Source organism: Pseudanabaena sp. FACHB-2040, from assembly GCF_014696715.1.
Taxonomy (GTDB): domain Bacteria; phylum Cyanobacteriota; class Cyanobacteriia; order Phormidesmidales; family Phormidesmidaceae; genus JACVSF01.
Window position 1 is genome coordinate 141,018 of the sequence record NZ_JACJQO010000002.1, and the last position, 15,190, is coordinate 156,207.

The 15,190-nt window shown below is 53.5% G+C and carries 17 protein-coding genes; 11 read left to right on the forward strand and 6 right to left on the reverse strand.

What is annotated here, in order from left to right:
* Positions 1-351 precede the first annotated feature (351 nt).
* A complete protein-coding gene (locus H6G13_RS02440; RefSeq protein WP_190481576.1) occupies positions 352-1,071 on the forward strand; it encodes a DUF1997 domain-containing protein in 720 nt (239 codons plus the stop codon).
* A gap of 131 nt (positions 1,072-1,202) precedes the next feature.
* On the opposite strand, the gene H6G13_RS02445 is transcribed toward H6G13_RS02440, so the two are convergent.
* Positions 1,203-1,664 (reverse strand): DUF4079 domain-containing protein, encoded by a 462-nt coding sequence (locus H6G13_RS02445; RefSeq protein WP_190481577.1) that lies wholly within the window; start codon positions 1,662-1,664, stop codon positions 1,203-1,205.
* A 196-nt stretch (positions 1,665-1,860) separates the two neighbouring features.
* On the opposite strand from H6G13_RS02445, the gene H6G13_RS02450 reads away from it, so the two are divergent.
* From H6G13_RS02450 to H6G13_RS02460, 3 genes are all read left to right on the forward strand, one after another.
* On the forward strand, positions 1,861-3,606 hold the full coding sequence (locus tag H6G13_RS02450; protein ID WP_190481578.1) for a M48 family metalloprotease: 1,746 nt from the start codon (positions 1,861-1,863) through the stop codon (positions 3,604-3,606).
* A 219-nt stretch (positions 3,607-3,825) separates the two neighbouring features.
* Complete coding sequence (gene acsF, locus H6G13_RS02455) at positions 3,826-4,902, forward strand: magnesium-protoporphyrin IX monomethyl ester (oxidative) cyclase (protein ID WP_190481579.1); 1,077 nt, start codon at positions 3,826-3,828, stop codon at positions 4,900-4,902.
* A 186-nt stretch (positions 4,903-5,088) separates the two neighbouring features.
* Positions 5,089-5,967, forward strand: a complete 879-nt coding sequence (locus H6G13_RS02460) for a hypothetical protein (RefSeq protein ID WP_190481580.1) — start codon at positions 5,089-5,091, stop codon at positions 5,965-5,967.
* A gap of 31 nt (positions 5,968-5,998) precedes the next feature.
* Here H6G13_RS02460 and H6G13_RS02465 read toward each other — a convergent pair whose 3' ends face one another.
* Both H6G13_RS02465 and H6G13_RS02470 read right to left on the reverse strand, forming a co-directional pair.
* Positions 5,999-7,039, reverse strand: a complete 1,041-nt coding sequence (locus tag H6G13_RS02465) for a trypsin-like peptidase domain-containing protein (protein WP_190481581.1) — start codon at positions 7,037-7,039, stop codon at positions 5,999-6,001.
* Between the two features lie 170 nt (positions 7,040-7,209).
* Positions 7,210-7,821 (reverse strand): 2'-5' RNA ligase family protein, encoded by a 612-nt coding sequence (locus H6G13_RS02470; RefSeq protein ID WP_242028079.1) that lies wholly within the window; start codon positions 7,819-7,821, stop codon positions 7,210-7,212.
* Between the two features lie 119 nt (positions 7,822-7,940).
* Here H6G13_RS02470 and H6G13_RS02475 point away from each other — a divergent pair, with 119 nt between their 5' ends.
* Both H6G13_RS02475 and smpB read left to right on the forward strand, forming a co-directional pair.
* The gene (locus tag H6G13_RS02475) at positions 7,941-8,207 is read left to right on the forward strand and encodes a YciI family protein (protein ID WP_190481582.1); all 267 of its coding nucleotides are present in this window, start codon (positions 7,941-7,943) and stop codon (positions 8,205-8,207) included.
* A 12-nt stretch (positions 8,208-8,219) separates the two neighbouring features.
* Positions 8,220-8,690: an SsrA-binding protein SmpB gene (gene smpB / locus H6G13_RS02480; RefSeq protein WP_190481583.1), complete on the forward strand. Its 471-nt coding sequence runs from the start codon at positions 8,220-8,222 to the stop codon at positions 8,688-8,690.
* A gap of 30 nt (positions 8,691-8,720) precedes the next feature.
* On the opposite strand, the gene H6G13_RS02485 is transcribed toward smpB, so the two are convergent.
* Positions 8,721-8,933: a hypothetical protein gene (locus H6G13_RS02485; protein ID WP_190481584.1), complete on the reverse strand. Its 213-nt coding sequence runs from the start codon at positions 8,931-8,933 to the stop codon at positions 8,721-8,723.
* 210 nt (positions 8,934-9,143) lie between these two features.
* Between H6G13_RS02485 and H6G13_RS02490 the strand changes: the two genes are divergently transcribed.
* Together H6G13_RS02490 and H6G13_RS02495 are read left to right on the forward strand one after the other, a co-directional pair.
* Entirely contained in the window at positions 9,144-9,383 is a 240-nt protein-coding gene (locus H6G13_RS02490) for a helix-turn-helix transcriptional regulator (RefSeq protein ID WP_190481585.1), read from the forward strand.
* Positions 9,384-9,459: 76 nt separating this feature from the next.
* On the forward strand, positions 9,460-9,687 hold the full coding sequence (locus H6G13_RS02495) for a helix-turn-helix transcriptional regulator (protein WP_190481586.1): 228 nt from the start codon (positions 9,460-9,462) through the stop codon (positions 9,685-9,687).
* A gap of 109 nt (positions 9,688-9,796) precedes the next feature.
* Here the strand turns inward: H6G13_RS02495 and H6G13_RS02500 are convergent, their stop codons facing one another.
* Both H6G13_RS02500 and H6G13_RS02505 read right to left on the reverse strand, forming a co-directional pair.
* Positions 9,797-11,350 carry a peptide ligase PGM1-related protein gene (locus H6G13_RS02500; RefSeq protein WP_190481587.1) on the reverse strand — a complete coding sequence of 518 codons (1,554 nt, stop codon included), beginning with the start codon at positions 11,348-11,350 and terminating at the stop codon, positions 9,797-9,799.
* 212 nt (positions 11,351-11,562) lie between these two features.
* The gene (locus tag H6G13_RS02505; RefSeq protein WP_190481588.1) at positions 11,563-12,348 is read right to left on the reverse strand and encodes an RNA polymerase sigma factor SigF; all 786 of its coding nucleotides are present in this window, start codon (positions 12,346-12,348) and stop codon (positions 11,563-11,565) included.
* 394 nt (positions 12,349-12,742) lie between these two features.
* Between H6G13_RS02505 and H6G13_RS02510 the strand changes: the two genes are divergently transcribed.
* From H6G13_RS02510 to H6G13_RS02520, 3 genes are all read left to right on the forward strand, one after another.
* Positions 12,743-13,474, forward strand: coding sequence for an HAD family phosphatase (locus tag H6G13_RS02510; protein WP_190481589.1), 732 nt, complete (start codon positions 12,743-12,745; stop codon positions 13,472-13,474).
* A 3-nt stretch (positions 13,475-13,477) separates the two neighbouring features.
* The gene (locus tag H6G13_RS02515; protein WP_190481590.1) at positions 13,478-14,467 is read left to right on the forward strand and encodes an isopenicillin N synthase family oxygenase; all 990 of its coding nucleotides are present in this window, start codon (positions 13,478-13,480) and stop codon (positions 14,465-14,467) included.
* Between the two features lie 179 nt (positions 14,468-14,646).
* A complete protein-coding gene (locus H6G13_RS02520; protein WP_190481591.1) occupies positions 14,647-15,132 on the forward strand; it encodes an orange carotenoid protein N-terminal domain-containing protein in 486 nt (161 codons plus the stop codon).
* Positions 15,133-15,190 lie beyond the last annotated feature (58 nt).

Genomic DNA, 15,190 nt, shown 5'->3' on the forward strand with positions numbered 1-15,190 from the left:
ACACTGCCTCCCGTTTAATCATTGTGAACTGCTAAATCTCAAGCGCCATCGGTCTTAGACCTCGCTAGGCACCGCCAAATTACGTAGTAAATACCCTCATTCCAAAAATAGAAAAGAATTTCTCCGTAGATCGCTCTATGAAGCTTTCTTGCGAATCGGGTTATGGTGTGACTGATTCTGTAAAGGGACTGCCATCCCGTGACACCCGTCACAGATTCATTCTTTTGGACCAGATTAGGATGTGCCTGACCTGGTTAAGTCAGGTAAGGAACCATACAATGGAACCTTATACTGATTCCCGGGAATGGCGCATCTCCTGATTTGCTGATTGTGGTTTAGTTCTGCTCACCTATGCAGTCATCGTCGACCAACCCCTATTCCTCATCCGCGCCTGATCAGTTCATTGAGGCAGTCTCCGGGATCATCGAAAGTTCCGAAAACCCTCATGCGACCGATGGCTTCATGAACGCCGTTGCTTTTGAAGGACAATACGTCGGGCAAATGGACATGACGGCTGACCCGGCCACTGTTGCCCGCTACCTGGATGTTCACCAGGAGTGGTTTAAGCGATGTGCCCAGCCGATGGAAGTTGAACCCATTACCGAAAATGGGTATGCCCTCTTAATCGGCCACTTCGGTGCCCTTGGTTACGAGGTAGACCCTCAAATTGGGCTGCACCTGCTGCCCCAAGACCAGGGTGTTTACCGCATCGAGACTATTCCCATTCCGGGATACACTCCACCGGGGTACGACGTCGATTTTCGAGCAGCCCTACAGCTCAAAGAGTCTACCAATGAGGCTGCCCTAAACGGCATCGGCACCCAGGTAGAATGGGAGCTACACCTCACTGTCAAAATTCAGTTTCCTCGCTTTATCCACTCCCTGCCAGGTTCACTGGTCAAAGTGTCGGGCGATCGCCTGCTCAACCAAATCGTCCGGCAGGTGTCAAAGCGGCTGACCCGTAAAGTGCAGGAAGACTTTCATGAGTCTTTAGGCCTGCCTTTGCCTCAGAGCTACCACGGACATCATTTTTGGTCTGGTTGGGGCAAAGGACAGGCTAGCGAAGATTAGGGCAGAAATGGGAAGGCAGAGGGCAGAAGGGAAATCCTGGTGCTTGCGCTTTTTCTCCAGCTGTTAATCGATAAAAGATAGGTGCCCATAACTTTAGTTATGGGCACCTATCGTGTTGACTACCGCTACGTCTAAAAATCGGCTAGAATCCGCTGCACAATCTGTACCCCGGTAACGGCCTGCCAACCAAACAACCCGACGAGTGCTCCATTCAGCGCAATGTGGGTATAGCGGGCAGTATCATTGCCCTTCTGCATAAAGGGAACCATCGCGGTTGAAGTGGCGATAATGCCCGTCATGCCCAGCCCCACGAGCAAGTGCGGCCCAAAAAACAGCTTGCCGTTGTTGATATAGGTGACCGCCATTCCTCCAATACTGCCGACGATCATCAGGGCTAACAGCAGCGATCCGATTTGGTGATGGCGAATATTAAAGCGACCTTTCAACAGCTCTTTTTTGGCATCGCCTTCAGACAGGCGGGTTTTGCGCCACTTCATACCTAGGTAGAAGGCGTAGAGGGTCAGGGCCAGCAAACCCCACATCATTAGAGGATGAATGAAATTCAGATAAGGCTTAATCGACTCGATACTCATAAAGTTTAAGGCGGCACGACTTAACAAAAATTATAGAATCAGTGATCCCGATGACGCAAAGGTCGAGGCAGCATAAGTTATGTCTCACAGGAACTTCCGGCATTATCACTAGCTGGTAATTTAGGGCTGAAACAGCCCTCAGAACGCATCTCCAGCCATTCATAAGAACTATCGAATCTCCCAAAGGACGTTGAGCATGAAATCTTGGCAGCGGTTTCTGTCGGCCCTCATGGCAGGGTTGCTTATTGCTTGCTTGACCGGCCAGGGCACTCCTTTTCAGCCACACTCAGTGAGGGCAGCAGAACCGTCAGCCGAGCCAGCAGCGTCTCCCTCCGAACCCTCTTCTAGTCCAGGTAATGCAGGCTCTCTTGAGGTAGAGGGAGCTTCCACAGGTGACACGCTGCCAGTTCCTACAGCAGAACCGCCTGACGGCACGATTAAGGTGCCAGAGGAGTTGCGATCGCCTTTTCCCGAAACCGTCAGCCCTGAGGCTGAAGCGGTTCCAGAAGCCCCAGCAGAGGCAGAGACCACAGTCGACTCGCTGCTAGTAGGGATGGAGCCAGAGGCCGCCGCCCGAGCCCAACTCCTGATGCAGGCTGATCAGCTTTACCTAGCCGGAGACACAAGAGCAGCCGAACCGCTCTACCGCCAGGCCAAAGACCCTGAATGGAACGCTGAGATGGATCTGCCTATTCAGGTTGAGCCTGTTACCGACCCAGCAGCCCTGCCGCCAGCAGCAGCAGTCTATTGGCGCGAGGCCCATGCTGGAGCAGAAGCTGGTCTGCCCACCCGGATTCGGGTGCCGCTGGAGCTGCTGGTCAAGGAATATCCCGAGTTTTTGCCAGGGCAAACGCTGTACATCGAGTACCTACTGCAGCAGAACCGAGCCGAAGAGGCGCAGCAGGTAATGGAGGCTGCGATCGCACGTTACCCCTTCAACCCCGACCTGATCAAAGTCCAAACTCAGGTCTTAATGCACCAAGAGAAATGGCTAGAGGCTGCCATCACCGCCCGTCAATTTACCCTGTTCAACCCCGACCACCCCGAAAACGAGGCGATGCTGCAGCTCTCGCAGAACAACTCCAATCGGTTTCGCTCAGCCCTCAACGAGCGGCTGACAGGCAACCTGATCAGCAACATTATTACTGGAGCGGCAGGCTACATTCTCACAGGGGGCTTGCTAGGGCCATTTACTGCCATTAATTCCAGCATGATCCTGCTGCAAGGAGAAAGTGGCATCGGCGCTCAAGTAGCCAATCGGGCCGTTGAACAGCTACCGGTGACTAAAGATCCTGCTGTCGTTGCCTACGTTGATTCGATTGGTCAGAAGCTAGCCGCACTGGCCGGACGAGACGAATTCGATTACGACTTCCACGTGGTCTTAGACGACACGCTAAACGCCTTTGTTCTCCCTGGCGGAAAAGTGTTTGTCAACGCTGGAGCCATCATGAAAACCGAGTCGGAAGCTGAGTTAGCCGGTCTGCTGGGCCATGAGATCTCCCACGCCGCCCTTTCCCACGGCTTTCAGCTAGTCACCCAAGGTAATTTGACCACCAGCCTGGCAGCCTTTATTCCCATTCCTGAGGTAGCTGGCCTAACGGCAAATCTGATTGTCTCCAGCTACTCACGGGAGATGGAGCGGCAGGCTGATGTGCTGGGCACTCAAATTTTGGCGGCTGGAGATTACGCGGCCGATGGTTTGCACAACCTAATGGTCACGCTGGGAGAGGAAAACCGGGAGCGCTCTGGCGGCTTAAACTGGTTTGCCTCCCATCCGGCCCCAGATGACCGCGTGGGCTACCTCAAGCAGCTAGTGGAGCAGGGCGGCTTCAACCGCTTTGCCTATGAGGGGGTTGAACCACACCTAAAAATTCGTCAGCAGGTTAGCAAGCTAGTGGCAGATTACGAGCGGGAAAAGCCCAGAAACGAAAGACGACGTTGAGGAATGTTGCAATTCTTAAACCCCCTTCTTTCCCAGCAGTTCCATTGATAGACTAAGTCTCAGGGTTTGGGTACACTCAAACGCCCTGCTATTGTAGACTTCAGCCAATTTTAGGGTCACTCCTCGGCTGGGCAGCTCTGTAACATTGGTGTATCCCTGTGGGCTGGTTCCTACGGCTGACACACTAAGGTGGACACATAAATACGCGACAACGGACTCATGGTAGATTCCCTAAAAAAGCCTGATCTTCAAGAAATTCGGCCCGGTGTCAAGGCTCCGGCCAAAGATACCATCCTGACACCGAGGTTTTATACCACCGACTTTGATGAGATGGCCCAGATGGACCTCTCCCTCAACGAAGAGGAACTACTCGCCATTCTCGAGGAGTTGCGGACTGACTATAACCGCCACCACTTCGTGCGCAGTGATGTCTTTGACAAATCCTGGGATTGCATTAGCGGCGAAACCCGGCAGGTATTTGTGGAATTTCTGGAGCGCTCCTGCACCTCCGAGTTCTCCGGCTTCTTGCTCTACAAAGAACTGAGCCGTCGCCTCAAGGGCAAAAACCCCATGCTGGCCGAGTGCTTTGACCTGATCTCGCGTGATGAGGCGCGTCATGCGGGCTTTCTCAACAAGGCCATGTCTGACTTCAACATGCAGCTAGACCTGGGCTTTTTGACCAAGAGCAAGAAATACACCTTCTTTAAGCCCAAATTCATCCTCTACGCCACCTACCTATCGGAGAAGATTGGCTACTGGCGCTATATCACTATTTTCCGCCACCTTGAGTCTCACCCCGAGAACGAGATCTACCCCATCTTCCGCTTCTTTGAGAACTGGTGCCAGGACGAAAACCGCCACGGCGACTTCTTCTCGGCCCTGATGAAGTCCCAGCCCCAAATTCTCAACGACTGGAAGGCTAGGCTGTGGTGCCGCTTCTTTTTGCTGTCGGTGTTTGCCACCATGTACCTCAACGACCTCCGAGCCAGCGGCTTCTACGCCGCCCTAGGTTTGAATGCCCGTGAGTACGACATTGAAGTCATCGAGAAAACCAACAAAACCGCTGGCCGCGTGTTCCCGGTTATTCTCAATGTGGATCATCCCGACTTCTTTAAGCGGCTAGATGTGGCAGCAACGGCAAATGCCAAGCTCACTGCAGTGGCTGAGTCAAACCAGCCCGCCCCTCTGAAAGCGCTTCGCAAGCTGCCCCACATCGTCAACATTGGCTGGCAGATCGCATCTCTCTACTTCATGAAGCCCATTGATATGGTCACCAAGCGCGGTGAAGTTTACTAATTAATTGCTCGGGTTTTTAACCCCCTGAGGTGCGGTTCTGCCACTGGCAGAACCGCTTTTTTGTGTCATCAGATTTTAAGGAGCATTTGCCAGTATTCTTGTAAAGATTCACCCCTCATGCCACTATTTTCCTCGGATTCTTCGAGAAACGGCAGACAAGTTCTGGAAAGACTGGGCAGCTAGCCAATGAACGACTGGAAAGCAGGATTCTCTAAATTCTCCCACGTAAGTATTTTGAGTGCCTCGGCGCTGCTCGGGGGGTGGGAAGCCGTCTATGCTCAAGACCTGCCGTCTCAGCCCTTGCCGCGCTCTGAGAGCTGCCCTACTCCTGAAATAGCGGTCTGCTCTGAAGAACTCGCCCAATTTTTAGCCCAAACCCCTGAAGTTGTCCCAACCCCTGATGCTGGCAGTGAGCCGGCAGAACCGCTCGTTCCCCTACCCGAACAGATAGAGCCTGCTCCAGCAACTCCCCTCGATTTGCCCCCTGAAGCCATTGAAAATAGCCCAGTCTTGCGAGAATGGTTGGAGCGCACTCCCGATATTGCTGACGAAATTGCCAACGACCCTAGCTTTCGCACTCGGCTGCGGTTGGGCCATGCCCAGTTTCCCTCCAGCGGTAATGTCAGTGGTTTTAATGCTGGGGTCGAAGATGTTTTTGTCTGGCCAGGAACGGGGTTGACCGTAAGTGGTGACTATGCCCGCAGTTGGAATGGCGATCGAGAGTCCTACGGGGCAGAGGCCCGATACTACGTTTTCCCCCTGGGCGGCTACGTTAACTTTGCCCCCGTAGTGGGCTACCGCCAGCTTTCTACCCCGCGATACAGCACCAGCGGCGTCACCGTGGGCATGCGGCTGATGATCATTCCCTCGCGCGGTGGTGGGGCCGATGTCAGCCTTAGTCAGACCTGGGTCGCTCCCGGCACCGACGAAGAAGTGGGCTTAACCGGAGCCTCAGTCGGCTATGCGGTGACAAATCGTCTGCGCTTGTCCACAGACCTGCAGTTTCAAAACTCCCGCTTTGGCCAGGACAGCCGCCTCGGTATCAACCTGGAATGGCTGCTGTAAAGGCATTACAGGGAGCGAGGGCAGCCGCTCGCTAAGCCTCGGGATTGACCTCGGCAGGCACGATCTCTAGGTGTAGCTTTTCACCCCGACGCAGCAGGGTCAGTTGCGATCGCACCCCCACCTGATCCTCAGTCAAAACCCGATGTAGGTCATCGATGCTGCCCAGGGGCACCTCGTCAAACCCGACCAGCAGATCCCGCTCCTGCAGCCCTGCTTGTTCAGCAGGACCCTCCTTAGCCACCGAGAGAATCAGGATGCCCGACTCAACCGTTAGGCTGTGGGCTAGCTGTAGCCGCCGAGGCAAGGGTACGGTGTGGGCCGAAATGCCTAGGTAGCTGCGGCGCACTCGTCCCTCCCGCAGTAGGGCACTGGCGACCCACTTAGCCGTATTGATAGGAATGGCAAAGCAGATACCTTGGGCCGTGGGAATAACCGCCGTATTGATACCCACCACTTCTCCCTGAGAGGAGACTAGGGGCCCGCCTGAGTTGCCGGGGTTGAGCGCGGCATCGGTCTGAATGATATTGTCGATCAGCCGCCCGGTGCTGGCTCGAAACGAGCGGCCCAAAGCGCTAATGATGCCTGCTGTAACCGTGTACTGAAAACCGTAGGGGTTGCCGATTGCGATCGCAACCTGCCCCGGCTGCAGCGTCCCAGAATCCCCCAGCCGAGCTACCGCTAGCTTATCTGCGTGAATGCGAATTATGGCTAGGTCAGTATCAGGATCCAACCCGATTAGCTGAGCCTGACAGCGCCGCCCATCTGCCAGCGTTACCTCAATCTGAGCTGCATCTTGAACGACATGGCTATTAGTCAAAATATAGCCATCCGGTGTAAAAATTACGCCAGAACCACTGCCAGACACCAAACGGGACTGTCGATTTCTGCTGCCTGGCTGCAGCCGCTGTACTTCAATATTGACAACCGCCGGGCCTATCTGAGCTACAGCCCCAGTCACTGCACTAGAGTAGGCATCAAGCAACCCCCGATCCCGATTCTCCTCAACCAGATTCCCTAGGGCTGAATCCTGCATTGTCCCTTCATGGGCAAGTTGTTGCAGCGATAAAACCATGATGGTGCTCCCCTTGGTGCATGTATAAAGCCCATCGTGGCGATCTCAGCTGCATATCAACAAGTTCGGTCTTCACCTCTCCTACCGGATAGGCACAATACGGTCATGCTTAAGCCCGGTCTACAGCGCTGCTGTTAGATGGGAACTCTAGCCGTTCAAGGGCGACATTTTTAGTTAGATTCCTGCCGGAAGGGAAAATTTTGGGCAATCTGCCAGCGGTACCCATCGTGGATGAGCAAAGTCAATTCCGGCACAGTAAAGTCTGCCCGAAAGGGCCGATGCTCGAACTCCGGCCAGGCATGACGGAACGCCCCAGGCTTGAGATCTCGAAACGCAACCGTTAAATGGGGAGAGAAAGGGCGATTTTTAGAGCGAGCATTAGCGATTCCCAACCTAACTTCCAGCCAATCCATCAAAGTAGGTTGAAGGGCCATGAGTTCCGCAGTTTTGACCACATTAATGAAGATCACCCTAGGCGGGAAGGCACTAAACCCAGAGAGCCCCATCGGCACGGGGGGTTGGTTCAGGGCAAAGGCTGCCAGAGCTTGAAAAAGCTGATCGAGATCATCCTTGGCCCACTCAAAAGGCGGCTGCAGAGTGATGTGAGGAGGAGAGCGCAGGGCCGCCTGACTCTGGTAGTGCTCCTGAAAATAGGTCTTGATAGCGGTCGCCTCTGCCTGCACTTCGGTGGGGGGCAGCAGGGCCACGAAGAAGCGGTGTTTTTCGGCTTTTTTCGATTCCGATCTGTTAGAGGGGCCTGCCATGCCAGGTGTATGAGCCATTGGGGATGGGATGATTTTAAGTTTTCACCGTTTTAACGCCAAGAGCGCCCATAATTCAGATTCCAAAATCCATAATTTACAACGGACACCGCAATTTCCAGTTCTGGAGGATCTAAAAAATGCCCTGGTTTGTCAAGATCGAGAGAGGCATCGTCAACAAGCCAATTTTCGACCAGCATGTTTCTGCGCACAAAAACTATGTTCGGCAGCTAATCGATCAAGGCTATCAGGCCCGTACAGGCTACTGGGCTGAATTTGGCGGTGGTATGCTGTTATTCCAAGCATCCTCTTTAGAAGAGGCTAAAGCTATCGTAGAGGCAGATCCTCTAATTCAAAATCAATGCGTAGAATATGAACTCCACGAGTGGCGAGTTGTTGTTGAGTAAGGGGGATAAGCTATGCCAGCCGAATCCGGCGATGGCTATAAGGTAATCAGCGATAACCGACAGGCCCGCTATGAGTACGAAATTCTAGAGACGTTTGAAACAGGTTTGGAGCTGCTAGGCTCTGAGGTCAAGTCTATCCGGCAGGGCAAGGTTAATCTGCGGGACGGGTTTGCCCTGATTCGCGATGGTGAAGTTTGGCTCCACAACGTTCACATCTCCCCCCACGAAACTACAAACAAAGCCTACAACCACGAGGCCAAGCGCACTCGCAAGCTGCTGATGCGCCGGGATGAGATTCGCAAGCTGATTGGCAAGGTAGAGCAGCAAGGCCTGACTCTCGTGCCCCTGAAGATGTACCTCAAGCGCGGCTGGATCAAGCTCAACTTGGCCCTGGTTAAGGGCAAGAAACTCCACGACAAGCGGGAAAGTGTCAAACAGAAGGAAGCCAAACGAGAAATCGACCGGGCAATGAAACAGTACTAAGAGCCTGGTTGAGAGTTTAGTTGTAACCCGCTAAGACCGCTCCACAATACTCCGATTCAAACGAGCTTCTACTGAGGGTGGCTCAAAGAGAATGACAAAGGTTCCAGCAGGAATCAGGTAGCGTAGGAGGCGGGCGTGGTTCTCGGCTTCGCGGCGATGGCGAAAGCGGGCTACGGTAATGCGCTGGGCTTGGGGCAGCAGGCGAACGATATGCCAATGGTAGAGGCGATTGCGGTAGCTCATGGGAGTTTTGCGGGTAAAGGAAAAGTGGGCAGGACAAATCAGCAGCCTGCCAGAGCCGCTAATTCATTCCGCGAGATGAGAGACTATGAAATGGCAGCTTTCAAAGAGGCTTGGAGCTGCTTGTAGGACTCACTAATTTCGTTACAGGTATTAGAACTAAAGTTACGCAACTCTAGCTATGTAACTCTAGTTCTATAGCTAGAGTTTAATATGAGCGCTGGAGATAATCAACTAACTCTCAAACAATTAAGAGAACGGGCTGGATTAACCCAGCGTCAGTTAGCCGATGTTCTAGGAGTAACTGTTACAACGATCAGTAGCTGGGAGCGCGGTGTTAAAAAGCCGAGCCTTAGCTTTGCTCAGGTTCAGAAAATTATAGAAACACTTGGCTGTACCCTTGCAGAGCTTGTAGAGGCCACTCAGCCTGGTGACAACGAGGTTGAGTCATAGGATGTCTGCCAACAGTGAGCAATTAACCCTTGCAGATCTCCATAAACAGGCTGGATTGACACAACAGCAGCAATCTATGGGCAAATCTGAACGGCCAACGCTAGCGGATTTAAGAAAAGAGGCCAGCCTGACTCAGCGCCAGGTTGCTGATTTGCTCAACGTCACTGTCACCACCGTCGGCGCTTGGGAGCGGGGAGCCCAGGTGCCTCGATTGACATTTGCTCACATACAGAAATTGCTTGAGGCGTTTGACTGTGCGATTCAGGATTTGGTTGAGGCGACCAACCAGCGGGAAGGTTCTTAGGACTAGCTGATTAACATGTCATCGCTAAAAGTGTGCAGTTGTAGGGGCGTCACGCGTTGCGATGACGCCCCTACCAGTAAATGCACTCCCTAAATTGGGCCAAATGCCACTACGATTGAGTTGCTTTGTCTAAGGCGGCAGCAACCTGATGGTAAATATCTTCGGCTTGCTGAGGGCTGTTGCCAATGCTGGTAATGCCAAGTTTGCCGTACTCCGACAGGCAGCCCATCAGGTGAAAAGCTGCGCCAGTGCCGTTGATGGAGTTGAAGTGCAGCCGTTCTGCCACGATGATATCCATCAGGTCGCTGGGCAGCAGCCCTCGGTAAGACTCGTTTTGCAGGTTGTCTGAAGCACGGTAGTACTTTGCCTGACCCTGCCGGGTGTAAAACAGGCCATCAGCAAGGTTGTAGCTGCCTTCAGTTAGCAGCTTCAGAGCCATAAAAGGGTGGGTAGTACCGCCTTTGCGGAGGTTAATTTCGATCGCATAGAGCTTCCAGGGCTCAGGACTGCCGGGGGGCTGTTTGACAGCAATAAAATCTACTCCGTAGCGCTCTAACGCTCCCTTGGCGGCAAGCTGTTCACCCACTAAGCGCCCCATCTCCTGAATCTCTAGCCGATAAGCGGCATCGGCCGGGAAGGAGCAGCCCAGAAAAATCTGGCCGTCTGGCCCACCTAGGATTTGGTCGTGGGTAGAGAGCATTTCTACCTCGCCAAAGGGAGTAATACGCCCCTGAGCACTGGGGGAGAGCTTTTCGTCACCCTCGATAAAGGCTTCTGCGATCGCACCTAAATCCCCAACCTTGAGGTAGAAATTTTCCCACGTCTCGGTTTCGCACTGGAAGCGCAGCTCTGGCAGCACCGAGCGTAGAGTAGAGAGGCGCTCTCGATGGCTAGCGGCACCAGGGGCAATGTCAGTAAGCGATCGCAAGTCCAGCAGCGCGTTACCCTCTCCAGAGAAGCCCTGATTGAGCTTGATCACCATCCGCTTCAGGTCAGGCTGACGTTCCCAGACATCAGAGATCGCCTGGGCTAGATCCTCCTGGGTGTGCACCAGTTCGCTGCCGTCGGGGTGAGGAATACCGCAGGCCGCAAAAATCTCGCGACTGCCGCTCTTAGTGCCCCAGTAGAGCAAATCTGGGTCCAGGGCCAGCAGGGGAATGTCTAGTGCTAGGGCCAGCTGGCGCTCTAACTCAGTAGAGTTGTAGCAGACCATATAAGCCTGCTCAGGATTTAAAGTCTTGCGGATCTTCTCCAGTAGCCGAGGCCGATCTAGAAGCTTTTGCGAGAGCGGCTTTTTAGAAGCATCGTAGGCGGCAAAAAGCTCGAGCCGGTTGCGGGCATGGGAGCTGGGAATGCCCGGTAGCAGCTCCAGATAGTAGTCCACAATGCTGGGATGCAGCGGTTGAGACGTAACATACACCAGCCGCGTGTTGGGATTGCGCAGCCGGATCAGCGAAAACAGCAGCCGCTCCTCGTAGTAGTGCACCCCAGCAATCTTTTGCAGCTCCTCCTGATCCATGCTGAGGGAAGGCACCACCAGGATCTGGCGCTCCTGATCATCGAAATCATCCGCAGGCAGCCAGCGCTGCCGCAGCTGAGTCTGCAGCTGCCTAAATCGAGTGGCCTGATCCAACTCAGGGTAAGAGGGTGCGTTAATAATCATGGGCCTGTGGGCCTACCTCATGCGAACCTGTCAGCGTAGGTCCCATCGGGTGAGACTGCTATGCAAAGAGTATAGGCGAAACGTAAGCCTGGCAGGCGTTTAGAGCAGCCCTCTAGTTAACAACTCGTCACAAACGAAAAAGGAAGGAACCGTTAAGTTCCTTCCGAGTCGATGCTGACACACCCTGGCAAGCTGGAGATGTCTTGAAATGCTTAGGAGTCAGACTGTGCGGCTTGGGGCTGTAGATAAGCCACCATCTGGTCAATGCCGCGTTGAATTCTACGAGTGACCGTCATTGGGCTAACCCCAATTTTTTCAGCGACTTCCTTGCGAGATAGGCCGTTGAAGAAGACAAATTCAATGGCAGAGCGGGTTTTGTCTTCTAGCTGATTGAGAGCCCGCTGAAGCTGCTGGCGGTCTTCTTCAAGCAGCTGTAAGAGCTGATAGTGGGTATCGGGCAGCGTATCGCCCAACGTGATAGAGGAATCTACCTGCTGGCTCACGGTTGCATCGAGGCTGAGGGGCAGACGGTTTCTATGAGCCATTTTGACTTCGCGCCACTCTTCGACGGCAACCCCCATGGCCTGGGCCACTTCAAAATCATTGGGGGTGCGGCCTAGCTCTCGGGTAAGCTCGCTCTGAACTTTTTGGGCCTCTTTTTGTAGATCTTGCCAGCGGCGGGGAATCTTAACAGTGGTGCCCCGGTCTCTCAGGTAGTGGAGCATTTCACCCCGGATATAGGGAACCGCGAAGGAGCTAAAGGCACACCCCTGCCCGGGATTGAACCGCTCAATGGCACGAATCAGGCCGATAAAGCCAATTTGCTCTAGGTCCTCGTAGGGTTCAGAACACTGATGGCTGACTCGGTGAGCAATCTTACGGACTAGACCGGCATTCAACCGCACCAGCTTGTTACGCAGGGGTACAGAGGGAGCCTGCTTGTACTCCATGAGTAGTTCCATACCATGGGAGCGGAGGGCAGAAGTTTCAGTAGCCATATCGGTGTGTCCTTGGGAGAGCGAGTCATCGAGAACTGTATCTATTCTCGGGAGTGGCCCTGCTCAGCACCATCGTTAATACACGGTAGTCCTAACGCCTCTATCGAAAGAAATACGTGATAACACGGGGATGCTCTCAGTGAAGTATCGTGGCCAAAGACGTCTAGAAGGCTGCTAGGACTCGCAGAAATACTAGAGGAGCTACTCTAAGACTGTGCTAAACCCCAGAAAATCAGGCACTTAGAGGAGAGCACCCTAGAATCTGTGGGCGGTCGCGGTAAGCTAGAAACGTTAGTAACAAAATCGCAATAGTTATTTGCGAGGATTGTCTTCAGGGGGCAATGGTCCTCTGGGAGCATCGCAGCCCTACCCAGTTTCCTGTTCCATTTACCGTATGCCTCTCAAAGCGGTTCTGCTTGACTTCAATGGCATTGTCATTAACGACGAGGGCCTACATAAGTACCTGATTGAGCAGCTGCTTTTGGAAGAAAATTTGCGGCCTGACTCAGCAGAGTACAACTTGGTGTGCCTAGGCCGGAGCGATCGCGCCTGTGTTGCAGACATCCTAAGCCGCCGAGGTCGCCTGGTTACCGATGCTTACCTCGATCAGCTGCTAGAGAAAAAATCAGCCAACTACCGCATTGAGATGGCAACCCTAGACCAGCTGCCCCTGTATCCTGGCCTGGATGATTTGATTTTCCGGATCCGAGCAGCCCAGCTCAAGCTGGCGGTTGTATCAGGAGCCCGCCGATCTGAGATTGAGTGGGTGCTTGAGAAAATCGGTCTGAGGCAGACTGTCTCCGTGATTGTCTCCTGTGATGATATTTCTGTAAAAGCCAGCAAGCCAGCCCCAGACGGGTATTTAATGGCAATCGAGCAGCTAAATCAGCACTTTTCTGAATTGGCTTTAAAACCCGCTGACTGTCTCGCCATTGAAGACTCCTTTGCCGGAATTGAGGCTGCTAAGCAGGCGGGGGTGCCAGTGATGGGCGTAGCTCACACCTACCCATACCAGATGATTCATCGGCGGGCGACTTGGGTCGTAGATTATCTCAGTGAAATTGACCTGGACTGGCTGCGGCGCTGGTATGAGCCCACCCTGAACCCTATCGGCAGTCAAGGTTAAGCAATGGAAATTCCCGTTATCGACTTCAGATGCTTCAGGGTGCCGGCAACTTTCCCGCGCAGGGCAGGCCAGCCGACTCAGAGCGATAAATTCGATGAATTCGCTTGCCAAACCATCGCTAATCAAGTCGCTCAAGCCTGCCAGTCAATGGGTTTCTTTTACCTGATTGGGCACGATATCTCCTCTGAGCAAAGAGCAGCGGCCTTTAAAGAATCGGCTCGGTTCTTTCAGCTTCCGCCTGAGGAAAAAAGCGCGCTCAGCTGGTCTTCCACAGAAAGCAACTTGGGATATGTAGGGGTAGGGAGAGAGAGCCTGAACCCTGGCCAGACTATAGATCTCAAAGAAGCGTTTAATATCGGTTCTGACAATAATCCGGGCAACCCCAATCGCTGGCCGCCGGCGTTGCCCTCTTTTCGAGAAACTCTGCAAGCCTTCTATCAAAGCGCGAATAATTTGGCCTGGCAGGTTTTACAGGCCCTGGCTCTAGCCTTACAGCTACCGAAAGATTTCTTTGTCAAACACCATCAGCAACCTGCCCATACCCTGCGTCTGCTGCACTATCCACCCTACGATTCGCTTGCGGCTCAAACGCTTGAGGGTGAACATATTCGAGCCGGGGAGCACAGCGACTATGGCAGCATTACCCTGCTTTTTCAAGATGCCCAGAGCGGCCTACAGGTAAAGACCCCAGCTGGAGAGTGGATCGCAGCCACGCCCAAGGGCGACGCGGTATTGGTAAACCTAGGAGATCTGATGCAGCGCTGGAGCAATGATCGCTTTCGCTCAACGCCACATCGGGTTGTGCTGCCGACGGGTGCGGCTGTAAGCCAATCCCGCTATTCTATGGCGCTGTTTTGCGATCCTGATCCGCAAACGCTGGTGACGGCTGTGGCCGACTTAAATGGCTCCCAGAGCAACTTTCTAGACAAGCCTCAGTATGAGCCAATCACAGCCGGGGATTACCTGAAGAGCCGCCTGCAGGCAACTTACTGATCCTCAGGAGGAGATTCGAGGGGCGTACTCGATTCTCTGGCGATTGATAGATGGGCTAAAGCTGACCCTAAAGTTACGGTTACCCCAGTAGTCAGTGATCAGCTCAAAAGCCTGGGAGCGCACGATACCGGCTATTTTGAGAGACTCACTGGCGCTGTGCAGTTTTAGGAAGGTACTTTATGGCTTATACCAACGCAGTTAATAACACCGATAACGCCCTTGAAAATTTTCGGCAGTTGGGCACTGATGAACAGCTTGCCTGGCTATGGTTTGTTTATGAGCAAATGGGCGATGCGGTTACGCCAGCTGCTCCCGGTGCGGCGTCTCCTGAGATTGCAGGGGGTCTGTTTGAGCAAGTGAAGGAGCAGTCTCACGAGCAGCAGCTCGATACGATGCGTGCGATCGCAAACCGCGATGCCAACAACCAGATCTGTCGTGAGTATGGATCTCTCAGTGCCAACACCAAACTAGCTTTCTGGTTCTTCCTGTCCTGCGGGATGGATGAAGGCACCATCATCCCTATGCCCGATGACTATAAGATGTCTGACGAAGGTCAGAACTTGCTGTCAGCCCTAGAGTCAATGGAGCTGGAGCAGCAAATCCGCGTACTGCGCGATGCAGTCGCTGGGATGGGGGCTGAGCCTGCTGCCGGAGCAGCAATTTAATTTCATTCATTAGTACTTGTAATAGGCGGGCGCATCCCTTGAGGATGCGCCCGCTATT

Bases quoted from the DNA above. Each gene is read 5' to 3' on its own strand.
- acsF (WP_190481579.1), top strand. From the start codon at position 3,826: ATGGTAGATTCCCTAAAAAAGCCTGATCTTCAAGAAATTCGGCCCGGT.
- H6G13_RS02495 (WP_190481586.1), top strand. From the start codon at position 9,460: ATGGGCAAATCTGAACGGCCAACGCTAGCGGATTTAAGAAAAGAGGCC.
- H6G13_RS02515 (WP_190481590.1), top strand. From the start codon at position 13,478: ATGGAAATTCCCGTTATCGACTTCAGATGCTTCAGGGTGCCGGCAACT.
- H6G13_RS02475 (WP_190481582.1), top strand. From the start codon at position 7,941: ATGCCCTGGTTTGTCAAGATCGAGAGAGGCATCGTCAACAAGCCAATT.
- H6G13_RS02470 (WP_242028079.1), bottom strand. From the start codon at position 7,821: ATGGCTCATACACCTGGCATGGCAGGCCCCTCTAACAGATCGGAATCG.
- H6G13_RS02460 (WP_190481580.1), top strand. From the start codon at position 5,089: ATGAACGACTGGAAAGCAGGATTCTCTAAATTCTCCCACGTAAGTATT.
- H6G13_RS02485 (WP_190481584.1), bottom strand. From the start codon at position 8,933: ATGAGCTACCGCAATCGCCTCTACCATTGGCATATCGTTCGCCTGCTG.
- H6G13_RS02500 (WP_190481587.1), bottom strand. From the start codon at position 11,350: ATGATTATTAACGCACCCTCTTACCCTGAGTTGGATCAGGCCACTCGA.
- H6G13_RS02490 (WP_190481585.1), top strand. From the start codon at position 9,144: ATGAGCGCTGGAGATAATCAACTAACTCTCAAACAATTAAGAGAACGG.
- H6G13_RS02445 (WP_190481577.1), bottom strand. From the start codon at position 1,664: ATGAGTATCGAGTCGATTAAGCCTTATCTGAATTTCATTCATCCTCTA.
- H6G13_RS02465 (WP_190481581.1), bottom strand. From the start codon at position 7,039: ATGGTTTTATCGCTGCAACAACTTGCCCATGAAGGGACAATGCAGGAT.
- H6G13_RS02440 (WP_190481576.1), top strand. From the start codon at position 352: ATGCAGTCATCGTCGACCAACCCCTATTCCTCATCCGCGCCTGATCAG.
- H6G13_RS02510 (WP_190481589.1), top strand. From the start codon at position 12,743: ATGCCTCTCAAAGCGGTTCTGCTTGACTTCAATGGCATTGTCATTAAC.
- smpB (WP_190481583.1), top strand. From the start codon at position 8,220: ATGCCAGCCGAATCCGGCGATGGCTATAAGGTAATCAGCGATAACCGA.
- H6G13_RS02520 (WP_190481591.1), top strand. From the start codon at position 14,647: ATGGCTTATACCAACGCAGTTAATAACACCGATAACGCCCTTGAAAAT.
- H6G13_RS02505 (WP_190481588.1), bottom strand. From the start codon at position 12,348: ATGGCTACTGAAACTTCTGCCCTCCGCTCCCATGGTATGGAACTACTC.
- H6G13_RS02450 (WP_190481578.1), top strand. From the start codon at position 1,861: ATGAAATCTTGGCAGCGGTTTCTGTCGGCCCTCATGGCAGGGTTGCTT.